At 46.5% G+C, this 26,169-nt stretch carries 19 protein-coding genes and 1 tRNA gene; 18 read left to right on the top strand and 2 right to left on the bottom strand.

Translation table 11 applies throughout. From position 1 onward, the window contains the following. Positions 1–67 precede the first annotated feature (67 nt). Positions 68–4,318 (bottom strand): acyl-CoA dehydratase activase-related protein, encoded by a 4,251-nt coding sequence (locus ACTQWB_RS08170; RefSeq protein ID WP_441501512.1) that lies wholly within the window; start codon positions 4,316–4,318, stop codon positions 68–70. Positions 4,319–4,639: 321 nt separating this feature from the next. Here ACTQWB_RS08170 and tgt point away from each other — a divergent pair, with 321 nt between their 5' ends. The 7 genes from tgt to ACTQWB_RS08135 all read left to right on the top strand — a co-directional run bounded on the left by tgt (position 4,640) and on the right by ACTQWB_RS08135 (position 13,403). Next, complete coding sequence (tgt, locus tag ACTQWB_RS08165) at positions 4,640–5,797, top strand: tRNA guanosine(34) transglycosylase Tgt (protein WP_441501513.1); 1,158 nt, start codon at positions 4,640–4,642, stop codon at positions 5,795–5,797. Positions 5,798–5,990: 193 nt separating this feature from the next. Beyond that, positions 5,991–6,290 carry a preprotein translocase subunit YajC gene (yajC, locus tag ACTQWB_RS08160; protein WP_118584184.1) on the top strand — a complete coding sequence of 100 codons (300 nt, stop codon included), beginning with the start codon at positions 5,991–5,993 and terminating at the stop codon, positions 6,288–6,290. Between the two features lie 308 nt (positions 6,291–6,598). Beyond that, positions 6,599–7,681 (top strand): 3-isopropylmalate dehydrogenase, encoded by a 1,083-nt coding sequence (gene leuB, locus ACTQWB_RS08155; protein ID WP_441501514.1) that lies wholly within the window; start codon positions 6,599–6,601, stop codon positions 7,679–7,681. 82 nt (positions 7,682–7,763) lie between these two features. Beyond that, positions 7,764–9,437 carry a dihydroxy-acid dehydratase gene (ilvD, locus tag ACTQWB_RS08150; RefSeq protein ID WP_441501515.1) on the top strand — a complete coding sequence of 558 codons (1,674 nt, stop codon included), beginning with the start codon at positions 7,764–7,766 and terminating at the stop codon, positions 9,435–9,437. Positions 9,438–9,484: 47 nt separating this feature from the next. Then, positions 9,485–11,161 (top strand): biosynthetic-type acetolactate synthase large subunit, encoded by a 1,677-nt coding sequence (ilvB, locus tag ACTQWB_RS08145; RefSeq protein WP_441501516.1) that lies wholly within the window; start codon positions 9,485–9,487, stop codon positions 11,159–11,161. Beyond that, positions 11,158–12,240, top strand: coding sequence for a 3-phosphoserine/phosphohydroxythreonine transaminase (serC, locus tag ACTQWB_RS08140; protein ID WP_148461832.1), 1,083 nt, complete (start codon positions 11,158–11,160; stop codon positions 12,238–12,240). The genes ilvB and serC overlap by 4 nt, the downstream gene beginning before the upstream one ends. Continuing rightward, on the top strand, positions 12,240–13,403 hold the full coding sequence (locus ACTQWB_RS08135) for a phosphoglycerate dehydrogenase (protein WP_441501517.1): 1,164 nt from the start codon (positions 12,240–12,242) through the stop codon (positions 13,401–13,403). Before serC ends, ACTQWB_RS08135 begins: the two co-directional genes overlap by 1 nt. A gap of 161 nt (positions 13,404–13,564) precedes the next feature. Here ACTQWB_RS08135 and ACTQWB_RS08130 read toward each other — a convergent pair whose 3' ends face one another. Continuing rightward, entirely contained in the window at positions 13,565–14,539 is a 975-nt protein-coding gene (locus tag ACTQWB_RS08130; protein WP_441501518.1) for a carbohydrate kinase family protein, read from the bottom strand. A 383-nt stretch (positions 14,540–14,922) separates the two neighbouring features. Between ACTQWB_RS08130 and glgB the strand changes: the two genes are divergently transcribed. From glgB to ACTQWB_RS08075, 11 genes are all read left to right on the top strand, one after another. Next, positions 14,923–17,205 (top strand): 1,4-alpha-glucan branching enzyme, encoded by a 2,283-nt coding sequence (gene glgB, locus ACTQWB_RS08125; RefSeq protein ID WP_441501519.1) that lies wholly within the window; start codon positions 14,923–14,925, stop codon positions 17,203–17,205. 62 nt (positions 17,206–17,267) lie between these two features. Next, positions 17,268–17,759, top strand: coding sequence for an ureidoglycolate lyase (locus ACTQWB_RS08120; protein WP_441501520.1), 492 nt, complete (start codon positions 17,268–17,270; stop codon positions 17,757–17,759). Between the two features lie 67 nt (positions 17,760–17,826). Next, positions 17,827–17,899 (top strand) — tRNA-Thr (locus tag ACTQWB_RS08115). 81 nt (positions 17,900–17,980) lie between these two features. Next, the gene (locus ACTQWB_RS08110) at positions 17,981–18,202 is read left to right on the top strand and encodes a hypothetical protein (RefSeq protein WP_441501521.1); all 222 of its coding nucleotides are present in this window, start codon (positions 17,981–17,983) and stop codon (positions 18,200–18,202) included. A 171-nt stretch (positions 18,203–18,373) separates the two neighbouring features. After that, complete coding sequence (locus ACTQWB_RS08105; RefSeq protein WP_441501522.1) at positions 18,374–19,387, top strand: ABC transporter ATP-binding protein; 1,014 nt, start codon at positions 18,374–18,376, stop codon at positions 19,385–19,387. 137 nt (positions 19,388–19,524) lie between these two features. Continuing rightward, the gene (locus tag ACTQWB_RS08100; protein ID WP_441501555.1) at positions 19,525–20,349 is read left to right on the top strand and encodes an ABC transporter permease; all 825 of its coding nucleotides are present in this window, start codon (positions 19,525–19,527) and stop codon (positions 20,347–20,349) included. Continuing rightward, positions 20,346–21,128, top strand: coding sequence for an ABC transporter permease (locus ACTQWB_RS08095; protein WP_441501523.1), 783 nt, complete (start codon positions 20,346–20,348; stop codon positions 21,126–21,128). The genes ACTQWB_RS08100 and ACTQWB_RS08095 overlap by 4 nt, the downstream gene beginning before the upstream one ends. Positions 21,129–21,236: 108 nt before the next feature. After that, positions 21,237–22,280, top strand: a complete 1,044-nt coding sequence (potA, locus tag ACTQWB_RS08090) for a spermidine/putrescine ABC transporter ATP-binding protein (RefSeq protein WP_441501524.1) — start codon at positions 21,237–21,239, stop codon at positions 22,278–22,280. Continuing rightward, positions 22,280–23,101: an ABC transporter permease gene (locus ACTQWB_RS08085; RefSeq protein ID WP_441501525.1), complete on the top strand. Its 822-nt coding sequence runs from the start codon at positions 22,280–22,282 to the stop codon at positions 23,099–23,101. The genes potA and ACTQWB_RS08085 overlap by 1 nt, the downstream gene beginning before the upstream one ends. Positions 23,102–23,111: 10 nt before the next feature. Further along, the gene (locus ACTQWB_RS08080) at positions 23,112–24,959 is read left to right on the top strand and encodes an extracellular solute-binding protein (protein ID WP_441501526.1); all 1,848 of its coding nucleotides are present in this window, start codon (positions 23,112–23,114) and stop codon (positions 24,957–24,959) included. A 113-nt stretch (positions 24,960–25,072) separates the two neighbouring features. After that, complete coding sequence (locus ACTQWB_RS08075) at positions 25,073–26,101, top strand: polyamine ABC transporter substrate-binding protein (RefSeq protein WP_441501527.1); 1,029 nt, start codon at positions 25,073–25,075, stop codon at positions 26,099–26,101. Positions 26,102–26,169 lie beyond the last annotated feature (68 nt).

Genomic DNA, 26,169 nt, shown 5'->3' with positions numbered 1-26,169 from the left:
TAATATGTAACGAAAGGCCCCTCAGAGCAGTAGTTCTGAGGGGCCTTTTGCTACACTTATTAAAAATTTATGCGTTTTTCTTTTCTTCTTCAGCCTTCAGATTCTTCTGTGCAGTGGAAAGCATCAGCTTAATACGGTTCAGCTGGTTTACCTCACTTGCGCCAGGATCATAGTCGATGGCTGCAATATTTGCCTTCGGATACTGACGGCGGATTTCTTTGATAACACCTTTTCCTACAATGTGGTTCGGCAGACAGCCAAATGGCTGGATACATACAATGTTCGGAACATCATCATGAATCAGCTCCATCATTTCACCGGTCAGGAACCAGCCCTCTCCAGTCTGATTACCTTCGGACACGATCGGCCGTGCCATCTTGGCCAGATCACGGATGTCGGCGGTAGGATGGAAATGGCGGCTCTCAGCAAGAGCTTCATTGGCAGTCTTACGAACCCAGTCAATTGCCTTGATGCCCATATTTCCAATGAAAGCCTTGGACTTCTTGAAGCCCAGATTCTCGGCTTTGAAATTCTGGTTATAGAAGCAGTAGGACATAAAGTCGATCAGATCCGGTACTACCGGCTCAGCGCCTTCCGCTTCCAGAAGCTCTGCAAGATGATTGTTCGCTGCTGGAAGGAATTTTACCAGGATCTCACCTACAATACCAACACGTGGTTTCTTCTCATCGCTGATCGGGATGGTATCAAAATCATGAACCATTTCCCGGCTCATTTTCTTAAACTGGCTGTGGCTTAAAGAGCTTCCGGAAACAAATGCGATTACGCGCTGTTCCCAGATCTTATGCTTGCGGTTTACAATTCCTTTCTCCAGCTCGTATGGACGCATACGGTAAATGCACTTCATCAGAATATCACCAAATACAGCTGCATATACAACCGCCTTGATAAGTGGAAGGGTAAGCTTGAAGCCAGGGTTGCTCTCCAGACCGCTTAAGTTAATGGAGATGACCGGAACCTGCTCCATGCCGGCTTTCTTAAGGGCACGGCGGATAAAAGCAATATAGTTGGAAGCACGGCATCCGCCTCCTGTCTGTGACATGAGAACAGCTGTTTTATTCAGGTCGTATTTGCCGGATAGAAGAGCGTCCATAATCTGTCCTACAACGATCAGGGAAGGATAACATGCGTCGTTGTTTACGTATTTCAGCCCCACATCAACGGCATGCTTGTTGTCATTTGGAAGGACCTCCAGATGATAACCATTTGCATTAAAGGCAGCCTCCAGAAGGGAGAAGTGTACCGGTGACATCTGCGGGCAGAGGATGGTGTAATTCTTGCGCATTTCTTTGGTAAATACCACCTTCTCAATAGAAGACGGATTGATGGTACGCTGCTTCTTCTGCGCATCCTTGGCACGGAGGGCTGCAAGAAGAGATCTGACACGGATTCTTGCAGCACCAAGGTTGTTTACCTCGTCAATTTTCAGACAGGTATAAATCTTACCACTGCCATCCAGAATCTCATAAACCTCATCTGTGGTTACGGCATCAAGTCCGCAGCCAAAAGAGTTCAGCTGGATCAGATCCAGGTCATCCCTTGTCTTTAGATAGTTTGCTGCGGCATAAAGTCTGGAATGGTACATCCACTGGTCATTGACACGGATCGGTCTCTCAACCGGAACCAGATGGGAAACAGAATCCTCAGTGAGGACAGCAACACCATAGCTGTTGATCAGATCCGGGATACCATGGTGGATCTCCGGGTCAATATGGTAAGGACGTCCTGCAAGAACGATACCTCTGCGGCCGGTCTGTTTCAGGTACTGAAGGGTTTCCTCGCCTTTTGTCTCGATGTCTTTATGTACGGCAGCCAGTTCCTCCCAAGCCTTATGGGCAGCTTCTTTTACCTCAGAAGCCGGGATTTTCGGGAAAATTTCCGTCAGTCTCTTGGTGACGATTTCCTCAGAAGTCAGTGCCAGGAACGGATTCATAAAGGTAATAGACGGATCATGAAGCTCGTCTACGTTATTCTTGATGTTCTCCGCATAGGAGGTAACGATCGGGCAGTTGTAATGGTTGACTGCGTCCGGGAACTCGTTGCGCTCATAAGGGATACATGGGTAGAAAATAAAATTCACACCGTTTTTAAGCAGCCAGGTTACATGTCCGTGGGCAAGCTTGGCAGGGTAGCACTCGGATTCACTTGGAATGGACTCAATACCCAGCTCGTAGATCTTTCTGGTAGAGGTAGGGGAAAGCACTACCTGGTATTTCAGCTCTGTAAAGAAGGTGTACCAGAAAGGATAGTTCTCAAACATGTTCAGGACTCTTGGGATACCCACTTTGCCTCGGGTGGCTTTATCCGGGGAAAGCGGCTCGTAGGAGAAAATCCGCTTGTATTTATATTCGTAAAGGTTCGGAATGTGATCCTTGTTTTTCTCTTTGCCGATACCACGCTCGCAGCGGTTTCCGCTTACAAACTGGCGGCCGCCTGTGAATTTGTTAATGGTAAGACGGCAGTTGTTGGTACATCCGTGACAGTTTGCCATGGATGTGGTGTATTTCAGCTCATTGATCTTGTCAATGGAAAGCATGGTGGTCTCACGGCCTTCTGCATGATAACGCTCTTTGGCAATCAGGGCAGCACCAAAAGCACCCATGATTCCGGCGATGTCAGGACGGATGGCTTCACAGCCTGCAATACGCTCGAAGCTTCGAAGAACACCGTCATTGTAGAAGGTTCCGCCCTGTACTACAATGTGTCTGCCAAGCTCCTTGGCATCGGAAACCTTGATAACTTTGTAAAGGGCATTCTTGATAACGGAATATGCAAGGCCGGCAGAGATATCAGCTACGGAAGCACCTTCCTTCTGGGCCTGCTTTACCTTGGAATTCATGAATACCGTACATCTGGTTCCAAGATCGATAGGATGCTCTGCGAAGAGGGCTGCTTTGGCGAAATCCTGTACGGAATAGTTCAGGGATTTGGCAAAGGTCTCGATGAAGGAACCACAGCCAGAGGAACATGCCTCATTGAGCTGTACACTGTCAACGGTCTGGTTACGGATCTTGATACACTTCATATCCTGACCACCGATATCCACGATACAGTCAACCTCCGGATCAAAGAAAGCGGCTGCGTAATAATGGGAGACTGTCTCTACCTCTCCCTCGTCCAAAAGCAGAGCGGCTTTCATCAGGGCCTCACCGTAACCGGTGGAGCAGGAGAATGCGATATGGGCATCCTCCGGGAGAAGACTGTAGATCTCCTGAATGGAACGGATGGCAGTCTTAAGGGGACTTCCGTTATTATTGCTGTAGAAGGAGTAAAGCAGGGTACCGTCCTCACCTACTACAGCGGTTTTTGTAGTGGTGGAACCGGCATCGATTCCCAGATAACAGTTGCCGTGATACTGGGAAAGCTCGCCCTTCTTCACCTGATAAGCACTCTGGCGCTTGTTAAATGCTTCATAATCCTCCTGGGTGGCAAAAAGCGGCTCCATACGCTCCACCTCGAAGTCCATCTTAATGGAATTCTTCAGCCGGTCCTTCATATCGGTAAGAGATACGGTCACCTCATCTTTGGCATTCATGGCAGAACCCATGGCTGCGAAAAGGTGGGAATTCTCAGGTGTGATGGCGTGCTCGTCATCCAGCTTCAGGGTACGGATAAATGCGGCCTTCAGCTGATCCAGGAAATGAAGGGGACCGCCAAGGAAAGCTACATGTCCGCGGATCGGTTTCCCACAGGCAAGGCCGGAGATGGTCTGGTTTACCACTGCCTGGAAAATGGAAGCGGAAAGGTCTTCCTTGGTAGCACCGTCATTGATCAGTGGCTGGATATCAGTCTTGGCAAATACACCACAGCGGGCTGCGATGGGGTAAAGTGCCTTATAGTTCCTGGCATATTCATTCAGTCCGGTGGCGTCTGTCTGAAGCAGGGATGCCATCTGGTCGATGAAAGAACCGGTACCGCCGGCACAGATACCATTCATACGCTGTTCGATATTACCGCCCTCGAAATAGATGATCTTGGCGTCCTCGCCGCCCAGCTCGATGGCTACGTCTGTCTGCGGTGCGATCTTCTGAAGGGAAGTGGATACTGCAATAACCTCCTGGACAAAAGGAACGCCCAGGTGATTGGCAAGGGTCAGACCGCCGGACCCGGTGATCACCGGGTGCAGGGTAAGCTCGCCAAGCTTCTCATAGGCTTTCTCAAGAAGCTCTGCCAGAGTCTCCTGGATGTTGGCGAAATGACGCTGGTAATCTGCAAAAAGCAGAGTGTCATTCTCGTCAAGTATTGCAATTTTGACAGTGGTGGAACCGATGTCAATTCCTAATGTATATTTATTGCTCATGTAAAAAATATGCCTCCTCGTTTGTGCTTGCAAATGCCGGACAAAGGCGGCTAAAAGCCTGTTTATCTGACATTCGTGTGGGATGAAAAAATCCCCAAACTTTCTTATTTATATGTAGTGTTTTTGAGTGAAGATATTCCGTAGTATTATACGATACAGGACATTAAATGGCAATGTAAAAGTTTAACAAGGATTCTCGCACAAAGTGTTGAATTTTCGGTTATTTCGGGCTATAATAGATAAAGCTTTGTGCCTGAACAGACATCGGGCTTTTGTTAAGATGAAATTTTCCAGTTTTACGATAAAAGAAAGGATATGTATATGGCGAAATATACACTTATGAAAACAGAAGGCCGCGCCAAGCGTGCCCAGTTTGAGACTGTACACGGAACCATCCAGACCCCTGTGTTTATGAACGTAGGAACGGTTGGTGCCATTAAGGGGGCTGTATCCACCATGGATCTGAAGGACATCGGGACTCAGGTGCAGCTTTCCAATACTTACCATCTTCATGTGCGGACAGGAGATAAGCTGATCAAGGAGTTCGGCGGACTTCACAAGTTTATGGTCTGGGACAGACCGATCCTTACGGACTCCGGCGGCTTCCAGGTATTTTCCCTGGCAGGCCTGCGCAAGATCAAAGAAGAAGGCGTCTATTTCCAGTCCCATATTGACGGACATAAGATCTTCATGGGACCGGAGGAGAGTATGCAGATCCAGTCCAATCTTGGCTCTACCATTGCTATGGCTTTTGATGAATGTCCAAGCAGTGTAGCCAGCAGGGAATATGTACAGAATTCTGTAGACCGTACCACCAGATGGCTGGAGCGTTGTAAAGCCGAGATGGCAAGACTGAACAGCCTGCCGGATACGGTAAATAAAGAGCAGCTGCTTTTCGGAATCAACCAGGGCGCGATTTATGAAGATATCCGTATCGCACATGCGGACACTATTTCGAAGCTGGATCTGGACGGCTATGCAGTTGGTGGTCTTGCAGTTGGGGAAACCCATGAGCAGATGTATCACATTCTGGATGAGGTCGTACCTCATCTGCCGCAGGATAAGCCGACTTATCTTATGGGGGTTGGTACTCCTGCAAATATTCTGGAGGGTGTTGCAAGAGGAATCGATTTCTTTGACTGCGTTTACCCAAGCCGTAACGGACGCCATGGTCATGTCTACACCAATCATGGCAAGCTGAATCTGTTTAACGCCAAGTATGAGCTGGATCCCAAGCCGATCGAAGAGGGATGCCAGTGTCCGGCCTGCCAGCATTACAGCAGAGCTTATATCCGCCACCTTCTGAAGGCGAAGGAGATGCTTGGAATGCGTCTTTGTGTGCTTCATAATCTGTATTTCTACAATCACATGATGGAAGAGATCCGGGATGCATTAGATCAGGGGAATTTCGCAGAATATAAGGAAATGCGCCTGGCTGGTTTTGAAGAGGGGAAAATCAACAGCAGATACAGCAAATGATAATATGCTTTCCGAAATAAATATAAAAAATCGCAAAACCACTTGAAGAATCAAGGCTTTTTGTGTATTATATACTATAATGCGCTGGTGAGGGAGCGGATGGATTTACCAGATACGTTCCTGCATACCCGGCGGGAGGACCAGAAGAGGCAGGAAGCCCCTTCGGCTAAGTAAGAAACAGGAGGATTAGCAAATGGACGCATCAAGCGGAATGAGTATGGGATTTACCATCGTATGGCTGGTTGTACTTTTCGGTATTATGTATTTTCTGATGATCAGACCTCAGAAGAAAGAGCAGAAGAGAGTACAGGCTATGCTCAGTGATATGGCTGTAGGTGACAGCATTGTAACCACAAGCGGTTTCTACGGTGTCATCATTGACATGACAGAAGAAGACGTGATCGTAGAGTTCGGTAACAATAAGAACTGCCGTATCCCTATGAGAAAACAGGCAATCGCCGAAGTTGAGAAAGCAGAGCAGGCTTCTGCATAATCAGAGCGTGCACGGTCTGGATTTTTTTGAATATGTTTAAGAATGGCTTCACTCGTGTAAGAGTGAGGCTTTTCTTTTTATTACGGTATTATTTAATTGCATCTTTATTCAAAGAATAGTATGTCTTTGCATAAATCACTTTAATATTTGCATAAATCACTTTATATAAGATGGAAAACGACAGTTTTTTACTTTAATAGGTTGAAATCTGAAAGAAAGTGCGTTATTATAATAACAATTACCCATTGATGTCAGGAGAGACGCGGAAATTCCCACTGGCATTCAGGAACAAAGGAGAGGAAATTATTATGAATTACAATATTTCGTTGATTCCAGGTGACGGTATCGGCCCGGAAATCGTTGCAGAAGCTAAGAAAGTTCTGGATAAAGTGTGCGAGAAATATGGACACAGCTTTTCCTATTCTGAGGTACTTCTTGGCGGAGCTTCCATTGATGTACATGGAGTACCGCTTACAGACGAGGCAATTGCCACAGCAAAGGCTTCTGATGCAGTTCTTATGGGTTCCATCGGCGGTGATGCCAAGACATCCCCATGGTACAAGCTGGAGCCATCCAAACGTCCGGAGGCAGGTCTTCTGGCCATCCGTAAGGCACTGAATCTTTTTGCAAATCTCCGTCCTGCATATTTATACAATGAGCTTCGCGCAGCATGCCCTCTTCGTGACGAGATCATCGGAGACGGCTTCGACATGATCATTGTCCGTGAGCTGACAGGCGGTCTTTACTTCGGAGAGAGAAAGACAGTAGAAGAGAATGGAGTGACGAAAGCAATTGACACCCTTTCCTATAATGAAAATGAGATCCGCAGAATTGCCATCAAGGCATTCGACATTGCCATGAAGCGCCGCAAGAAAGTGACAAGCGTTGACAAGGCAAACGTTCTGGATTCCTCCAGACTGTGGAGAAAAGTAGTAGAAGAAGTAGCGAAGGATTATCCGGAAGTTACTCTTGAGCACATGCTGGTTGACAACTGTGCCATGCAGCTTGTAAGAGATCCGAAACAGTTCGACGTGATCCTTACAGAGAATATGTTCGGTGACATTCTTTCTGACGAGGCAAGTATGGTTACCGGTTCCATCGGAATGCTTTCCTCTGCAAGCCTGAATGAGACCAAGTTTGGTCTTTACGAGCCAAGCCACGGTTCCGCACCTGACATTGCAGGACAGAATAAGGCCAACCCAATCGCGACCATCCTTTCCGCAGCTATGATGCTTCGTTTCTCCTTAGATCTGGACGAGGAAGCAAATGCTGTTGAAGCAGCAGTACAGAAGGTTCTCACAGCCGGCTACCGCACAGGCGACATTATGTCTGAGGGATGCACTCTGGTTGGAACGAAAGAGATGGGCGACCTGATCGCGAAGGAAATCTGATAGGAATATAGTTATAAATAATTATGTATAGAATGATTTATCAGCACTTTCCCGGTGCTGAAGAATAAAGGAGATTCAGGATATGAGAAGTGACGCAGTAAAAAAAGGCTCACAGCAGGCACCTCACCGTTCCCTGTTTAATGCCCTTGGAATGACAAAAGAAGAAATGGAGCGCCCGTTAGTTGGTATCGTATGCTCTTATAACGAAATCGTACCAGGCCATATGAACCTGGATAAAATCGCCCAGGCTGTCAAGCTTGGTGTAGCAATGGCTGGTGGAACACCAGTCATGTTCCCGGCAATCGCTGTCTGTGATGGTATTGCAATGGGACACATCGGTATGAAATACTCTCTGGTAACAAGAGACCTGATCGCAGATTCCACAGAGGCAATGGCACTGGCTCACCAGTTTGATGCCCTTGTTATGATCCCGAACTGCGACAAGAACGTACCGGGACTTCTGATGGCAGCAGCCAGAATCAATGTTCCTACCGTATTCGTAAGTGGCGGTCCTATGCTGGCCGGTCATTTAAACGGACATAAGACAAGCCTTTCCAGTATGTTTGAGGCTGTAGGAGCTTACGCAGCAGGCAAGCTTACCGAAGAAGGCCTTACCGAGTGCGAGAATAAAACATGTCCTACCTGTGGCTCCTGTTCCGGTATGTATACTGCAAACAGCATGAACTGCCTGACAGAAGTACTTGGTATGGGACTGAAAGGAAACGGAACCATTCCGGCTGTTTATTCCGAGCGTATCCGTCTTGCGAAACACGCAGGAATGCAGGTAATGGAAATGTACCGCCGCAACATCCGTCCGAGAGACATTATGACAAAAGAGGCTATTTTAAATGCCCTTACCGTAGATATGGCACTTGGATGCTCTACAAACAGTATGCTTCATCTTCCGGCCATCGCACATGAGATCGGCTGGGATTTCGATATCAGCTTTGCAAATGAGATCAGTGCAAAGACTCCGAACATCTGTCATCTGGCACCGGCAGGCCCGACTTACATGGAAGACCTGAATGAGGCCGGCGGTGTATATGCAGTTATGAATGAGCTGAACAAGAAGGGACTCCTTCACACAGAATGCATGACTGTAACAGGCAAGACAGTAGGCGAGAACATCAAAGACTGTGTAAATCTGAACCCGGAAGTTATCCGCCCAATTGACAATCCATACAGCACCACAGGCGGACTTGCTGTACTTCGTGGTAACCTTGCACCAGACGGAAGCGTAGTAAAACGTTCCGCAGTTGTTGCTGAAATGATGGTTCACGAAGGTCCTGCAAGAGTATTTGACTGTGAGGAAGACGCAATTGCAGCAATCAAAGGCGGTAAGATCGTAGAAGGTGACGTTGTAGTCATCCGTTACGAGGGACCGAAGGGTGGCCCTGGTATGAGAGAAATGCTGAACCCGACCTCTGCAATCGCAGGTATGGGACTTGGTTCTTCTGTAGCTCTTATCACAGACGGACGTTTCAGTGGTGCATCCAGAGGTGCTTCCATCGGACACGTTTCACCAGAGGCAGCAGTTGGCGGTCCGATTTCCCTGGTAGAAGAGGGAGATATCATCAGCATCAACATTCCTGAACTGAAACTGGAACTGAAGGTTTCTGATGAGGAACTTGCAGCGAGAAAAGCAAAATGGCAGCCAAGAGAGCCGAAGGTAACGACTGGATATCTTGCAAGATATGCAGCAATGGTAACCTCCGGAAACCGTGGCGCGATCCTTGAGGTACCGAAAGCAAAATAAAGGATCTGCCAGGCTAAGTTAAGAGAAACCCTAAGGAGGAAACGAAATTGCAGCTTACAGGAGCGGAAATCATCATAGAATGTTTACTGGAGCAAAGCGTGGATACCGTCTTTGGTTATCCAGGCGGCGCGATCCTGAACGTTTATGACGCCCTTTACCGATATAGTGATAAAATCAAACATGTACTTACTTCCCATGAGCAGGGAGCTTCCCATGCAGCAGACGGCTATGCCCGTGCAACCGGCAAGGTCGGTGTGTGTCTGGCAACCTCCGGACCTGGTGCTACCAACCTGGTGACCGGAATCGCCACAGCGTGTATGGACTCTGTTCCTGTGGTAGCGATTACCTGCAACGTTGGAACTGCACTTCTTGGAAAAGATTCTTTCCAGGAGGTGGATATCGCAGGTATCGTTATGCCTGTGACAAAACACAGCTACATTGTCAAAGATGTAACACAGCTTGCGGACACTATCCGTAAAGCTTTTACCATCGCAAAAAGCGGTCGTCCGGGTCCGGTACTTGTAGACGTACCAAAGGATGTAACCGCTGCGAAATGTGAATATATCCGTCACACCATCACAGCCGTAGAGCCTAAGGTGGACACCATCCGCTCGGAGGATGTAGATACAGCAGCACAGATGATCGCAGCAGCGAAGAAACCATTTATCTTCGTAGGCGGCGGCGCCGTGATCGCAGATGCTTCCGAAGAGGTTCGTGCTCTTGCGCACAAGATTCAGGCACCGGTCTGCGACAGCCTTATGGGAAAAGGTGCTTTTTCCGGAGAGGATGAGCTTTATACAGGCCCGGTTGGAATGCATGGAACCAAGACTTCCAATTATGCAATGTGTGAATGCGATCTTCTGATCACCCTTGGCGCACGTTTCAGCGACCGTGTGACAGGAGATACCAAGACCTTCGCACCGAAGGCAAAAATCCTGCAGATCGATGTGGATGCTGCCGAGATCAACAAAAATGTTACGGTGGATGCCTCCGTTATCGGAGATTTGAAGGAAGTGCTGAAGCTTCTTCTGGTAAAAATTCCAGAGCAGAAGCATGAAGAGTGGGTACAGCACATTCAGGATATGAAAGAAAAATATCCGTTAAACTACGATCATTCCCAGCTTACCGGACCATATGTGATCCAGAAGCTTTATGAACTGACAGGTGGAGATGCGATCATTTCCACTGATGTTGGACAGCACCAGATGTGGGCTGCCCAGTATTTCAAATTTAAGGAGCCGAGAACCTTCCTTACATCAGGAGGGCTTGGTACCATGGGTTATGGCCTTGGCGCAGCCATCGGAGCGAAGATGGGCTACCCGGACAAAACTGTGGTAAATATAGCAGGAGACGGCTGTTTCCGTATGAACATGAACGAGATCGCTACCGCAGTCCGCTGCGGCAGACCTCTTGTCCAGATCATTCTGAACAATCATGTACTTGGAATGGTACGTCAGTGGCAGACTCTTTTCTATGATCACAGATATTCCCAGACTGTCTTAAATGATGGTGTGGACTTCGTGAAAGTATCTGAGGCAATGGGAGCAAAAGCAATCCGCGTTACGAAGATGGAAGAAGTAGAGCCTGCACTTAAGATGGCGCTTTCATCAGAGGAACCGGTAGTTCTCGACTGCTGGATCGACCAGGATTTAAGCGTATATCCTATGGTTCCTGCAGGTGCAAGTTTAGATGAGGTATTTGACGAGGAGGATGTGAAGAAATGAGCAGAGTGTACAATTTTTCCGCAGGACCAGCAGTCCTTCCGGAAGAGGTGTTAAAAGAAGTCGCAGATGAGATGATGGATTACAATGGTACCGGAATGTCCGTTATGGAGATGAGCCACAGAAGTGCTGCATTCCAGGAAATCATCGACACAGCCGAGAAGGATCTCCGCGAGCTGATGAATATTCCGGACAACTACAAGGTACTGTTCCTTCAGGGCGGCGCTTCCCAGCAGTTTGCCATGATCCCTATGAACCTTATGAAAAATAAGGTTGCTGACTATATTGTAACCGGTCAGTGGGCAAAAAAAGCATACCAGGAAGCACAGAAATACGGAAAAGCAAATAAGATCGCTTCTTCCGAGGACAAAACCTTCTCCTACATTCCGGATTGCAGTGATCTGCCGATCAGCCCGGATGCAGACTATGTTTATATCTGCGAGAACAACACCATTTATGGAACCAAGTTCAAAGAACTTCCAAATACAAAAGGTAAAACACTGGTAGCAGACGTATCCTCCTGTTTCCTTTCCGAGCCTGTTGATGTAAGCAAATATGGTATTATCTATGGCGGTGTCCAGAAGAATATCGGACCTGCTGGTATGGTAATTGCCATTATCCGTGAAGACCTGATCACAGAAGATGTTCTTCCTGGTACACCTACCATGCTTACTTATAAGACACATGCAGACGCAGGTTCCCTTTATAATACACCGAACGCATACTGCATTTATGTATGCGGCAAGGTATTCAAATGGCTGAAGAAAATGGGCGGCCTGGAAGAAATGAAGAAACGCAATGAGGAGAAAGCAAAGATCCTTTATGATTTCCTTGATTCCAGCAAGCTTTTCCACGGCACAGTTGTTCCGAAAGACCGTTCTCTTATGAATGTACCTTTCGTAACAGGTGACAAAGAGATGGATGCGAAATTTGTTGCTGAGGCTGCCAAAGCAGGTCTTGTGAACCTGAAAGGCCACAGAACAGTGGGCGGCATGAGAGCCAGCATTTACAATGCTATGCCAAAGGCTGGTGTGGAAGCACTGGTTGCATTCATGAAAAAGTTTGAGGAGGAAAATGCGTAATGTTTCAGTATCATTGCCTGAATCCGATTGCCCAGAAAGGCCTGGACATTTTTGATGAAAAATATAAAAAAGCGGACACTCTGGATGACTGCCAGGCAGTCCTTGTAAGAAGTGCCAAAATGCATGACATGGAGCTTCCAGAAAGTGTTGCGGTGATCGCACGTGCCGGTGCCGGAGTAAATAATATTCCGGTGCAGGAATGCGCTGAGAAAGGTATCGTTGTATTTAATACTCCTGGTGCCAATGCAAACGGTGTTAAGGAGCTGGTTCTTGCAGGTATGCTTCTTGCTTCCCGTGATATCGTCGGTGGTATTGAATGGGTGCAGAGAGAGAAAGACCAGGAGGATATCGATAAGCTTGCTGAGAAGCAGAAAAAGCAGTTCGCGGGCTGTGAGATCATGGGCAAAAAGCTTGGTATCATCGGTCTTGGTGCTATCGGAAGTATGGTTGCAAATGCAGCAGCTTCTCTTGGTATGGAAGTCTATGGTTATGATCCATACATCTCCATTGATGCAGCATGGAACCTTTCCCGTACCATCAAGCACAGCAAGAGCTTAGATGAGATCTACAGCAAATGTGATTACATCACTGTTCATGTGCCGCTTCTTGATTCCACCAAGAAGATGATCGACAAAGAGGCATTTGCCAAGATGAAAGACGGCGTTGTTCTTCTGAACTTTGCACGTGATCTTCTGGTTGATGAGGATGCACTGATCGAGGCACTTGACAGTGGCAAGGTGAAGAAATATGTAACAGATTTTGCAAACCATACCGTAGCCGGTCATGAGGGAATTCTGGTTACCCCACATCTTGGAGCTTCCACAGAAGAGTCTGAGGAGAACTGTGCGGTGATGGCTGTGAAAGAGGTCCGTGATTTCCTTGAAAATGGTAATATCAAGAACTCTGTAAACTTCCCGAACTGCGACATGGGTACCTGCGTGGCAGTTGGCCGTATTGCCATCACGCACAAAAATATCCCGAATATGATCAGCCAGCTGACCAAGATTCTTGGCGCAGAGGGACTGAACATTGCAGATATGACCAACAAGAGTAAAGGGGAGTACGCGTACACTCTGATCGATCTGGAGAGCGCAGCTTCCGCAGAGGCACTGGATGCCTTAAAGGCAATCGAAGGGGTTTCTAAGGTTCGTGTAGTGAAATAAATGGGATAAGAATACAATCGTAAATATTTGCAATAATATAAAAAGTATTTCAATAATAAAACAGGAATAACTAATTTTCACATTAGCGATTCCTGTTTTTTGTTAATTTAAATTGTTAATAAAAAGTACAAACCATAAATTACGGTCTAAAAGCTGCATGTTTATCGTCCACTCTGCGCAATAAATCCCTCAACCTCTTCCCGGGTAGGCATTACACGCAGCGCACCCTTGCGGGTAGTGATCAGAGAAGCACCTGCGTTTGCGAAGGTGAGCATTTCCATAAGATTCTCATCTGTGAGATCAGTAAGACCATGATCCAGCACATAGTTCAGGATGCTGGCACAGAAAGTATCTCCGGCGCCTGTGGTCTCAATGGTATGCTCCTGAAGGAATGGAGCGCATTCTACACGGCGACCTTTGTAATAGGCACGACTTCCGTCCTTACCCATGGTAATCAGGACAAGGGGAATATGATATTTCTCTTCGATCAGGGCAGCTCCTTTGTCATAGTCTGTGGTGTCAAAGAGGAATTCTACCTCATTGTCAGAAATCTTCAGCACGTCGCATTTGGTGAGGCCATATTCGATCTCCCTACGTGCATCCTCCAGGGATTTCCACAGCGGAGGGCGGAGGTTCGGATCAAAAGTAACGATACAGCCGGCTTCTTTGGCGACTTCGATGGCATGGCGTGTGGCCTTCCGGACTCCTTCATGAGTGGAAGAGAGGGTTCCGAAATGGAAAATACGGGAATCGCGGATCAGATCATCCGGTACTTCCTCTTCAGTCAGCATCATATCTGCACCTGGATTACGGTAGAAAGAGAAATCTCTGTCTCCATCCGGGTAAGTATGCACAAATGCAAGTGTAGTATGTACTTCCTCGTCCATGATAAGGGCTCTTGTATCAATTCCAACTTCTTCAACAGCAGCTTTCAGCTGGTTCCCGAACATGTCTTTCCCAACTTTTCCGATAAAAGCAGTTTTCTTACCAAGGCGTTCAAGCATTGCAAGTACGTTACAAGGTGCTCCACCAGGATTGGCTTCCATAATTGGGTTGCCCTGTGTACTGGTTCCGTTCTCTGTAAAATCAATGAGAAGTTCACCAAGTGCAGTCACGTCATAGCTTCGATTGCTCATTGAAAAATCCTCCTTAGACATTTTCAGAATATATATCAATAATTTAACGCAGCAGGTGGGATTTGTCAAACAAATTCCTTTCTTTTTTTGGTGGAAAATGGTAAAATAGAAACAAATTATTAGCTATTGGTCACAGAGTGAACAGTAGCAATTATTGCAGTTTATGAAAGTGTTTGGAAGGTTATCGCTTAAACTTTCGGGAAACACGAAATGTGCTGCAATATTAAAAATATGCTCAGAATACCCGAAAAAATATAACAATAATGACATCTTTAAAGCATTGTGCAGCACTCTAAAATTAGATAGAAGTGCAGATGTTTTTATTTTATATAGAACTGGGGATCTGGCAATCCGTGAATTTTGGCGGGGAAATGGAGAGGCTTATGAGTAAAACAGTATACGATTATATGGACTGGCCAGGAATTGAAGCGGTTGTGTATGGGGAGGAGACAGCTCCCAGAGATGTGATGGGACCGAGGCTGACACCAGATGGGGTATTGATACAGGGCTTTTTCCCGGAGGCCAAGTCTGCAGCTGTAGCTGTGGGGCGTAAGAAATATGAGATGGAACTGGAGGATGAGGCTGGTTATTATGCAGTGCTGATTCCAGGGAGAAAGATACCGGATTACGAATTCCAGGTAGAATTTGAGAAAGAGACGAAGAAATTTAAAGACGCCTATGCATTTGGGGGACTCCTTACAGAAGAGGATGAGCGTGCTTTCCTTAGCGGCGTTTATTATGAAGCTTATAGGAAAATGGGGGCACATCCTATGATAATGGACGGTGTGGCAGGAACCCATTTTGCGGTCTGGGCACCAAATGCCATCCGTGTAAGTGTCGTAGGCGGATTTAATAACTGGGATGGCAGGATACTGCCCATGCATAGGATGCCGATGTCTGGCATTTTTGAATTATTTGTTCCAGGTGTGAAGCCAGGAGATGCCTACCGCTATGAGATCAAAGCGCGAGGTGATGTGCTCCTTCAGAAAGCAGATCCCTATGGGAACAGAACCCAGCCGGCACCGGCCTGGAATTCGGTTGTGGAAGATGTGACAGATTTCCAGTGGAAAGATGATAAATGGATGGCAGACCGTAAGAAATATAATGACCGTAAGCAGCCGGTTTCCATATATGAGACAAGTCTTGGACAGTGGAAGGATGGAAAGAAGCTGATCCGCTTTGTAAAAGAGGAAGGATATACCCATGTGGAGCTTCATCCGGTTATGGAATTTCTTGGGGAGAATTCAGATGGATATCCCACATCCGCATATTTTGCCGTTAGTACACGCTATGGTACACCGGCAGAGTTTGCCGCATTGATAGATGAGCTCCACCAGGAAGAAATCGGCGTGATCCTGGACTGGTCACCGGCTCAGTTCCCAAGATATGCAGGCGGCCTGGAGAAATTCGACGGAACCCCACTTTACGAAGTGAAGAATCCGGATATGGCAGTTCACCCTATGTGGGGAACCATGCTTTACAATTATGACAGTCCTATGGTAAAGGATTTTCTGATTTCCAATGCCTGCTTCTGGCTGGAAGTATTCCATGCGGATGGGCTTCGTATGGACGATGTAGACGCTATGCTTTATCTGGATTATGGACGGAGAAATGGCTGGACACCCAATATTTACGGTTCCAATGAGAATCTTCATGCCATTGAGTTCCTGAAGCATTTGAATTCCATTGTGAAAAAACGCAGTCCCGGAGTAATTCTGATCGCTCAGGAGGATGGGCTGTGGCCGCAGCTGACCGATAGCGTGGAAAATGACCATATGGGCTTTGACTATAAGTGGAGCGGCGGATGGACGAAAGATTTTCTTTCCTACTTATCAGTAGATCCGATTCTGCGTAAGAACCACTATGACCAGCTGACTTTGTCCAGTTTATATGCTTATTCCGAGCATTATATCCTTACACTTGGAAGCAGGGATGTGGGAACTCTGGATGACTTCCTTAAGAAGCTTCCAGGAGATGAGAAACAGAAGCTGGCCCAGGTAAGGGAAGCCTATTCTTATATGATGGTTCATCCTGGCTGCAAGATGATGGCACCACAGGGGGATATGCCAGAAGAGCTTGCGAAATGTGTCCAGGCATTAAATACCCTTTACAAGAATTCACCGGCACTCTACCAGATGGATGATGAGTACGACGGATTCGAGTGGATCCAGCTCATGAAATATGAGGAAAATGTGATCGCTTTCCTTCGTAAGACAGAGATGCCAGAGGAGACATTGCTTGTAATCTGTAATTTCGCTGCGGATCCTTATACAAACTACCAGGTTGGGGTTCCATTTGCAGGTAAATATAAAGAGATTTTTAATAGTGATGCAGCTGAATTCGGTGGTGAGGGTGTAGTCAATCCACGTGCGAAGACCGCGAAAGCAGAAGAATGTGATGAACGGGAATTTTCCATCAAGGTGAAGTTGCCAGCACTTGGGGTAAGTATTTACAGCTGTACCCCGGGGACAGCGCCTGCGAAAACACTAGTCAGGAAAAAAGCGGCTACAACGAAAAAGGCGGCTGTAACGAAAAAAGCGGCTGCAACGAAAAAAGCAGCTGTAACGAAAAAAGCGGCTGTAACGAAAAAAGCAGCTGTAACAAAAAACGCAGTTGCAGCAAAAAAAGCCAAAGAAACCGTAGAAAAAGAGAAGGCAGCTAAATAATATAAAGTGGGGAAACAAAAAACATAAACAAGAATGTAAAGAAAAACAGGAGGTTTTTACACATGAGGGAAATTACAGCAGTAAAAATTAACACCACAGATTTTGCACCATACGGAACTTTTTATTCCATGACAGAGCCGGAGGGATATCCGTTGCAGGGAGAAATACACAAGTTTTACCCAGACCGCATTTCTGGCACCTGTGTAGGCAGTATGGGCTTTTCCCCGATCGCGGTGAAAAAAGATGACCGCATTGTAAAAATGGCAGAATACCATACAACGACCTGGGAGGGAATCGTAGCATTAGATGACGACATGATCATTCACGTTGCCCCGGCTTCTGGCGGCACCCCTGTCCCGGAGCTTGCCAAGGCTTTTATTGTTCCGAAAGGCAGCATGGTAAAGATTAACCAGGCAATCTGGCATTTATGTCCATTACCGGTACATAACGAGGTTCTTCATGCCATGATCATTCTCCCGGAATGTACCTACGCAAACGACTGTACAGTGGTTGAGTTTCCGGAGAAGGATTGGTTCAAGATAAAAATTTCTTGACAAACGTGAACATATCAACTAAAATATAATTTGTGTCTGGCAGATGACAGCATTTGCCAGAACATAAGCTGGAATAGCTCAGTCGGTAGAGCACTTCACTCGTAATGAAGGGGTCGTGAGTTCGAGTCTCATTTCCAGCTTTTTTTATGCAAAAAATTGTTTTCAAACAGGCAATTCTATGATAGAAGATGCCTTGATTGCAAACAAAGGAGACGAGGTACATGTCAGGTTATTCTGCCCCAGGCTTTTTTGAAAAGAAAATAGAGCGGGAAACTGCTGCAAGGGTTGCAGCTTTTTTAGGCGGACTTGGAAGAGGCTCTGAGAATCTTGGAGCTACCGGGGTGCGTTCTGACTGGATGGAGCAGGACGGACCTGCTGTTGTTGTACCTTTTTTTGAAATGTTTTATCAGAATACGGGTTACCGATATAGCAATATGCAGTAAATGCAGCACGTGAGCATGTACAGTGCTTAAGAAAAGGCATTTCTGAATGGCAGGCTAGTTGGTATCCCGTAATTTTTTTCGCAAATTTGACGGAAATTTAATGTAGCGATTGAAAAAATATAGTAATTTAAAAATATTGCAATTTAAAATAAAGCAGAGAGGAGGGGGCAAATGTCTGACTCATTTCTTGAATTAAAAAATCTGAAGAAGAGTTTTACTCCCGGGGAATATGTGCTGCAGGGAATCAACCTTAACATAGAACAAGGCGAATTCGTCACCCTGTTAGGTGCGTCCGGCTGTGGCAAGACCACTACCCTTCGTATCATTGCCGGGCTTGAGCAGCCGGATAGCGGCAGCGTCTGGCTGGAGGGCAAGGATGTGACAGCCCTTGAGCCAAACCAGCGGGACGTCAATACGGTTTTTCAGAACTACGCCCTTTTTCCCCATATGAACGTGGAGGACAATATTGGTTATGGCCTGAAAATCCGTAAAGTGCCGAAACCCCAGATAAAAGAAAAGGTGAAAGAAATGCTGGAGCTGGTTCAGTTGGAGGGATATGGGAAACGGAAACCAGCCGAACTTTCTGGTGGACAGAAGCAGAGAGTGGCAATTGCCAGGGCACTGGCCAATAATCCGAGAGTACTGCTTCTGGATGAGCCTCTTGGTGCGCTGGACTTGCAGCTGCGTCGTGCCATGCAGCTGGAACTAAAGCGCTTACAGAAGAAACTTGGAATTACGTTCATCTACATTACCCATGATCAGGAGGAGGCCATAAATATGTCTGATAGGATCGTGGTAATGAACCAGGGGCATTTCGAGCAGATCGGCACCCCGGATGAAATCTATAACCATCCGAAAACCAGCTATGTGGCGACTTTTGTTGGCAATGCCAATGTTTTAAAGGGCGAGCTTGTCGGTATGAAAGGAACTGTTGCCATCCGAAGAGAAAATATTATATTGGATGAATCCTGTAGCTTTGGGTATCGGGCGGTTGTAAAGGAGAAAAATTTCGCCGCCGGCCAGCTTCGAGTGCTTCTTACGCTCCCGGATGGAACGGAAATCACAGCCAGCCGCTTCGGAATGAATGCCAATATCCAGCCCGGGCAGCAGATTACATGGAATTTTGATCCTGGAACAGCGGTTATTGTTGATGATGACGTTTTAACTCCAGGAGGCAATCCATGATGGGCGGTCGCGGTCAAGACCGTGAAAATGCAAATAAGATGCGCATCCGTGGTCAGGATCTGAAAACTGCAAATATGCCAGGCGGGAAAAACAAAAAGGTTTCTGCTTCCAGGAAGCACACCCGAGCCTCCATCTGGATGATCCTGCCCCTGTACATCTTTACCCTGGTGTTTGTCGCCTGTCCACTTCTCTACATGGTAGCAATGAGCTTTGCTACTCCCGGAGAAGTCCATGGTGTACAGTGGATTTTTACGCTGGATAATTATAAGAAGATTCTGGAACCGGTATACCTGAATACCTTTCTCCAGTCTTTCCAATTAGCCTTTACAAGCACTATCTGCATTACATTGATCGGCTATCCGTTCGGCTACTTCATGGCGAAGCTGCCAGCCGGAGGCAAGAAGAAAGCCATGCTTCTTCTGATGCTCCCGTTCTGGGTGAATTCCCTGATCCGTCTTTACGGCTGGATCATCATCCTGCAGAAAAAAGGCCTTCTGAACTTTGTATTAAAGAAGCTTGGCCTGATCGAAAAGCCGTTGAAGATCATGTACAGTTATCCGGCCATTGTGATCGGCATGATCTATGTGCTGTTGCCATTTATGATCCTGTCCGTGTATTCCAGCGCGGAAAAACTGGACTGGTCGCTGGTAGAAGCCGCCCGGGATCTTGGCGCCAGCAAAGCGAAAGCGTTCTGGACAGTAAGCTTCAAGCTGACCTTGCCAGGACTTTTATCAGGAGTGATCCTGACTTTTGTTCCGTCCATGGGACTGTTTTTTATAGCAGATATTCTGGGCGGGAATAAGGTAGTACTGGTCGGAAGCCTGATCCAGGATCAGATGACCAGAGGAAATAACTGGCCTTTTGCGGCGGCACTGGCAGTTATTATGATGATTCTCACCACGTTAATGATCTTATTATATCGGAAAGTCACTGGTGCCAGTGAAGTGGAGGGACTTGGATGAAAAAAAGCACACTTCTGGAAAAAATATACCTGGGCGTGATCTTCTGCCTCATGTATCTTCCTGTGGCAGTGGTGATCGTATTTTCTTTCAACGAATCCAAGCTGCCGGTGCGGCTCACCGGATTTTCCCTGCAGTGGTACGAGAAGCTGTTCGCAGACAGTGCCATGATGGAAGCCCTTGTGAACAGCCTGATCCTTGGGGCGGCCAGCTGCGCAGTTTCCGCAGTTATTGGAACATTGGGAGCGGTAGGCCTGTCACGGATTCATTGGAAAACAAAAGGCGCATTGGAGTACATCTCCATTTTGCCCCTTATGATACCGGAAATTATCCTGGGCATGGTTTTGATGGCATTTTTCTATATGCTGAACCTGCCCTTTGGAATGCTGACCCTGCTTATCGGGCATACGGTATTTTGCATTCCTTATATATTGATGGAAGTAAAAGCAAGACTTGTGGGCATGGATCCCTCTCTGGAAGAGGCTGCCCGGGATCTTGGAGCCACTTCCATGAGAGCCTTTTGGGACATTACACTGCCGCTTATTATGCCGGCTGTGGCGTCTGGCTCATTGCTTGCCTTTGCCATGTCCATGGACGATGTGGTAATCAGTATTTTTATTAACGGTCCGAGGCTGTCCACCTTGCCTATCAAGGTGTACACTCAGATAAAAACCGGTGTAACGCCGGAAATCAATGCCCTGTGTACGATTATGCTGACTTTTACAGTGGTAATTCTTCTTGTTTACTCTCTTATAAAGAAGTTAAAGAGGAAGTATAAGTAATTTGATCACAGGAATTAGCGAAGAAAATCACCTGATAAGAGCCGGTTTTTTCACGGCGTGAGGAAATATCGTTGATATTTCCGCTTAGGGACGGAAAGGAGCACACAAATGAACAAACTCATCGAGTTGAAAAACCTCACCAAGAACTTTGATGACCAGCAGGTTCTTCGCGGAATCAACCTGGACATCTATGAGAACGAGTTTCTCACCCTTCTGGGACCAAGTGGCTGCGGGAAGACCACGACCCTTAGAATCATCGCAGGCTTCGAGGAGCCAAGCGGCGGCGAAGTACTGTTTAACGGCATCGAGATTTCCAAACTCCCTCCATATAAAAGAGAGGTCAATACCGTTTTCCAGAAGTACGCCCTTTTTCCCCATCTGAATGTGGCAGAAAACATTGGGTTCGGTCTGAATCTGAAAAAAATGGATAAAGACGTGATTGCCCAGAAAGTCAGCAAAATGCTGAAAATGGTAGGCCTTGAGGGCTTCGAAAAAAGAGATGTCACCCTGCTTTCCGGTGGACAGCAGCAGCGAGTTGCCATTGCGCGTGCCCTGGTAAATGAACCGAAAATTCTTCTTCTGGATGAGCCCCTTGGTGCCCTGGATGCGAAAATCAGGAAACAGATGCAGATCGAGCTGAAAAAAATCCAGCAGGAAGTAGGAATCACTTTCATCTATGTCACTCATGACCAGGAGGAAGCCCTTTCCATGTCTGATACCGTAGTGGTCATGAACAACGGTGAGATCCAGCAGATCGGTTCCCCGACAGACATTTATAACGAGCCGGAAAACCGATTTGTAGCAGGCTTCATCGGAGAGTCCAATATAATAGAAGGTATTATGATCAAAGATTTCCTGGTGCAGTTTGACGGATTCGAGTTCGAATGTGTAGATAAAGGCTTCGAAGATAACGAAGAGATTGAAGTAGTACTCCGTCCGGAGGATCTTGATATTGTAGAGCCATCCCAGGCGAAAATCAATGGCGTTGTACGAAATGTTACTTTCAAGGGAGTTCATTACGAAATCCTGGTAGAGACAGAACTGCGTACCTATAAAGTTCAGACCACCGATTATGCGGAAGTGGGCCGCCAGGTAGGACTGAAATTCGGACCGGAAGACATTCATGTAATGTACAGAATGGGAGCATATTAATGAAACAGTTTAAACGTCTCATTATCCCGTATTTCATCTGGGCAATCGTTATCCTCGTGATCCCACTGTTTCTGATTGTCCTGTATGCGTTTACCACAGAAGGAAACGAAGTTATGACTCTTTCCTTCACCTGGGGAAACTTTGTGAAATTCCTGGAAGCCACCTATCTGAATGTTATTTTGAAATCCTTCTGGCTGGGGCTTCTCACCACCTTTATCTGTCTGGTGCTTGGTTATCCCCTTGCCCTGATCATTGCAAGATGCTCTGAGAAAGTACAGGGACTTCTGATCATGCTGGTAACCATTCCCATGTGGATCAATATGCTTCTTCGTACCTATGCCTGGATGAACCTTTTGTCCGATAATGGAATCATCAACAACCTTCTGGCAAAGATCGGACTGGGACCGATCAGTATGATGTACACGGACTTTTCCGTTATGGTAGGTCTGATCTGCAACTTTATGCCATTTATGATCATTCCCATCCATACATCCTTAAATAAAATGGATAAATCCCTGATCGAGGCAGCCTACGATCTGGGAGCCAATCGTTTCCAGACCTTCTGGAAAGTAATCTGGAAGCTGTCCCTGCCAGGCGTGGTAAATGGTATTATGATGGTCTTCCTTCTTGCCATTTCTTCCTTCGTTATCCCTAAGCTTCTGGGAGGCGGACAGTACATGCTCATCGGTAACCTGATCGAATCCCAGTTTATCTCTGTGGGAGACTGGAACTTCGGTAGTGCCATTTCCATGATTCTGGCAGTGATCATTTTGATCTCCATGAGCCTGATGAAGCGGATGGACAAGGAAAAAGGAGAGTAGGAGGGATATCATGCAGAAAAAAACAAGCTTTTTCCAGAAATTTTACGTGGCCATCTGCCTGGTGTTCTTTTACCTGCCCATCCTGGTGACCATGATCTTTTCCTTTAACTCTTCCAAATCCCTGACCAAGTTTACGGGATTTTCCATGAGATGGTACACCGAGCTGCTTCACAATACAGAGGTCAGCAAAGCGGTTTATGTATCTGTGACCATCGCCATTCTGGCAACTGTGATCTCCACAGTGCTTGGAACCATTACGGCTATCGGCCTTTCCAAATCCAGAAAGGTGTTAAAGGAAACACTTTTAAATATCAACAACCTGCCAATCCTGAATCCAGATATTGTAACGGCCATTGGACTGATGCTTCTGTTTTCCTCCCTTGGCTTCCGGAAAGGATATTTCACCATGCTGCTGGCGCATATTTCCTTTTGCACCCCTTATGTGATCACCAGCGTTTATCCCAAGGTAAGAAGCCTTGACCCGAACCTGGCAAATGCGGCCATGGATCTTGGAGCGACTCCTTTCCAGGCACTGACCAAGGTTATCGTGCCTATGATAAAGGATGGAATTTTCGCTGGTGCACTTTTAGCATTTACCATGTCCTTTGACGATTTCGTAATTTCGTACTTTGTATCCGGAAATGGTGTAAAAAATATTTCCATCGTGGTCTACAACATGACCAAACGAATCAATCCGACTATCAATGCGTTGTCCACCATCGTAATCGTAGTCATTGTGCTGGTAATGGTTTTTGCCAATGTACTTCCTAAGGTTCTGGAAAAGCATGCAAGCAAGCATGCGAAAAAAATCCAGCGTGTGATCGCCCTTTTTCTGGTTTGCGCTCTTGGTTTCGGACTGATTAAGTGCGGAGGCGGTGCTACGGAAAGCCATGTACTGAAAGTGTATAATGCCGGAGAGTATATTGACCAGGAACTGCTTACACAGTTTGAACAGGAATACAACTGTACAGTGGTTTACGAAACTTTCGAATCCAATGAAATGATGTATACCAAGCTTTCTGGCGGTGAATCCTATGATGTGCTGGTGCCTTCCGATTATATGATCGAGCGTCTGATCAAAGAGGATTATCTTCAGCATATTGACTGGGATCTGATCCCGAATAAAGACAATCTGATGGATGAGGTCATGAACAAGAGTTACGATCCGGGCAACCGTTATTCCTGTCCGTATTTCTGGGGTACCGTTGGTATTCTGTATGATACCACTGTGGTGGATCCTGCGGACCTTCAGGAAGGCTGGGATCTTCTGTGCGATACCAAATATAAAGGAAATATTTATATGTATGATTCCGAGAGAGATTCCTTTATGATCGCATTGAAAGCCCTTGGATATTCCATGAACACCACAGATGAGAACCAGATCCAGGAGGCATACCAGTGGCTCATTGACCAGAGAAATACCATGGATCCGATTTACGCAGGAGATGATGTGATCGATAATATGATTTCCGGAAATAAGGCTATGGCAGTTGTTTATTCCGGAGACGCTTCCTATATTATCAGCGAAAATCCTAATATGGATTACTTCACACCTGACCAGGGAACCAATAACTGGTATGATGCAATGGTCATTACAAGAGATTGTAATGAAGTAGAACTGGCCCATGAATTTATTAATTTTATGCTGGAAGAAGAATCTGCTCTTTCCAACACAGAAGAAGTAGGGTATACTTCTCCTGTAAAGAGTGTTTACGAAACCATGATCACCGGAGATTATGAGGGCATTTCCTCCTATATCCCGGATTTCGAAAATCCGAACAGTGAGATCTTCCGCTATCAGGAGCCGAAGATCAAGCAGAAATATGCAGAGCTCTGGACGAAGATCAAGGCGGAGTAGTCGGATATGTCTGCTTATGCAAACATCATCATGAATGAAAGTCAAGTGAATTGCTCCGTGCCTTTGGCACTTTTGCAATCTTTGGCTTTCGTAGAACAGAAGGGAGATTGATTATGAAGAAAAAGTTACTGGCAGTAATTCTTGCAGCCGCATCCATCTGCGGCAGTGTGGCACCTGTATATGCAGCTGATTCCGAGCTTGTCCTCTATACATGGGAAGGAATGTTTCCACAGGAAGTTCTGGACGGTTTCGAAGAAGAGACCGGATGCAAGATCGTATATTCCAACTTTGACACAGACGAGACCATGCTGGAGAAGGTTTCCATGGCAAAGGGCGGTGATTATGATGTGGTAATCGCAGATGATTACATCCTTGAGAAAATCGTGCAGGAAGGTCTTGCCACCAAGCTTGACAAAGACAAGATTTCCAACTGGGAAAATATCAATCCTCTTTACCAGGGACAGTTCTATGATGAGAATGACGAGTATACCGTACCATACGGTGCCGGTATTCCGCTGATCGTATATGATCCGGATGAGGTTGACATTGATATCAAGGGTTACGCAGATCTGTGGGATCCGTCCCTGGAAGACAGTGTGGCACTGATTGCCAACTACCGTGTTATTAACGGAATCACACTTCTCACCATGGGAAAAAGCATGAATGAGGAAGATGTAGATGTGATCAAGGAAGCTGGTGACAAGCTTGTAGAGCTGGCTCCGAATGTGCGTATGATCCAGGATGACAACACCCAGAATGCATTGCTCAATGGAGAGGCATCCGTAGCATTCCTTTATACTTCCCAGGTAACGGCAGCTCTGGCTGAGAACCCGGATCTGAATGTGGTATATCCGGAAGAGGGACTTGGCTTCGGTGTAATGGGTATGTTTATTCCAAGTGATGCACCAAATGCAGATGCAGCTTACCAGTTTGTAGATTACATCTTAAGACCGGAGATTGCTGCACAGTGCACTAACTACATTGGGTACTACAGCACCAATAAGGCAGCTGATGAGTTGGTAGATGAGAATCTGGTAGTCCCGGACAGCGTGACAAAGGGCGAGATCATCCAGAATGTAAGCACTGAGGCAGAAGAGCAGTATAACAAGAACTGGACAGAGTTCAAGGTTGCCTGCGATTAAGTGAGTGAATCACTGTTATTAAAGTGAGAATTTAAGAAGAGCCTGCATAGAGAAAATCTTTCCTGGGG

The sequence above is a fragment of the Blautia sp. HCP3S3_H10_2 genome (genome assembly GCF_052122375.1).
Lineage (GTDB): Bacteria > Bacillota > Clostridia > Lachnospirales > Lachnospiraceae > Blautia_A.
The sequence above is the reverse complement of the archived record's forward strand: the minus strand, read 5'-3'. Positions and strand labels throughout refer to the sequence as shown.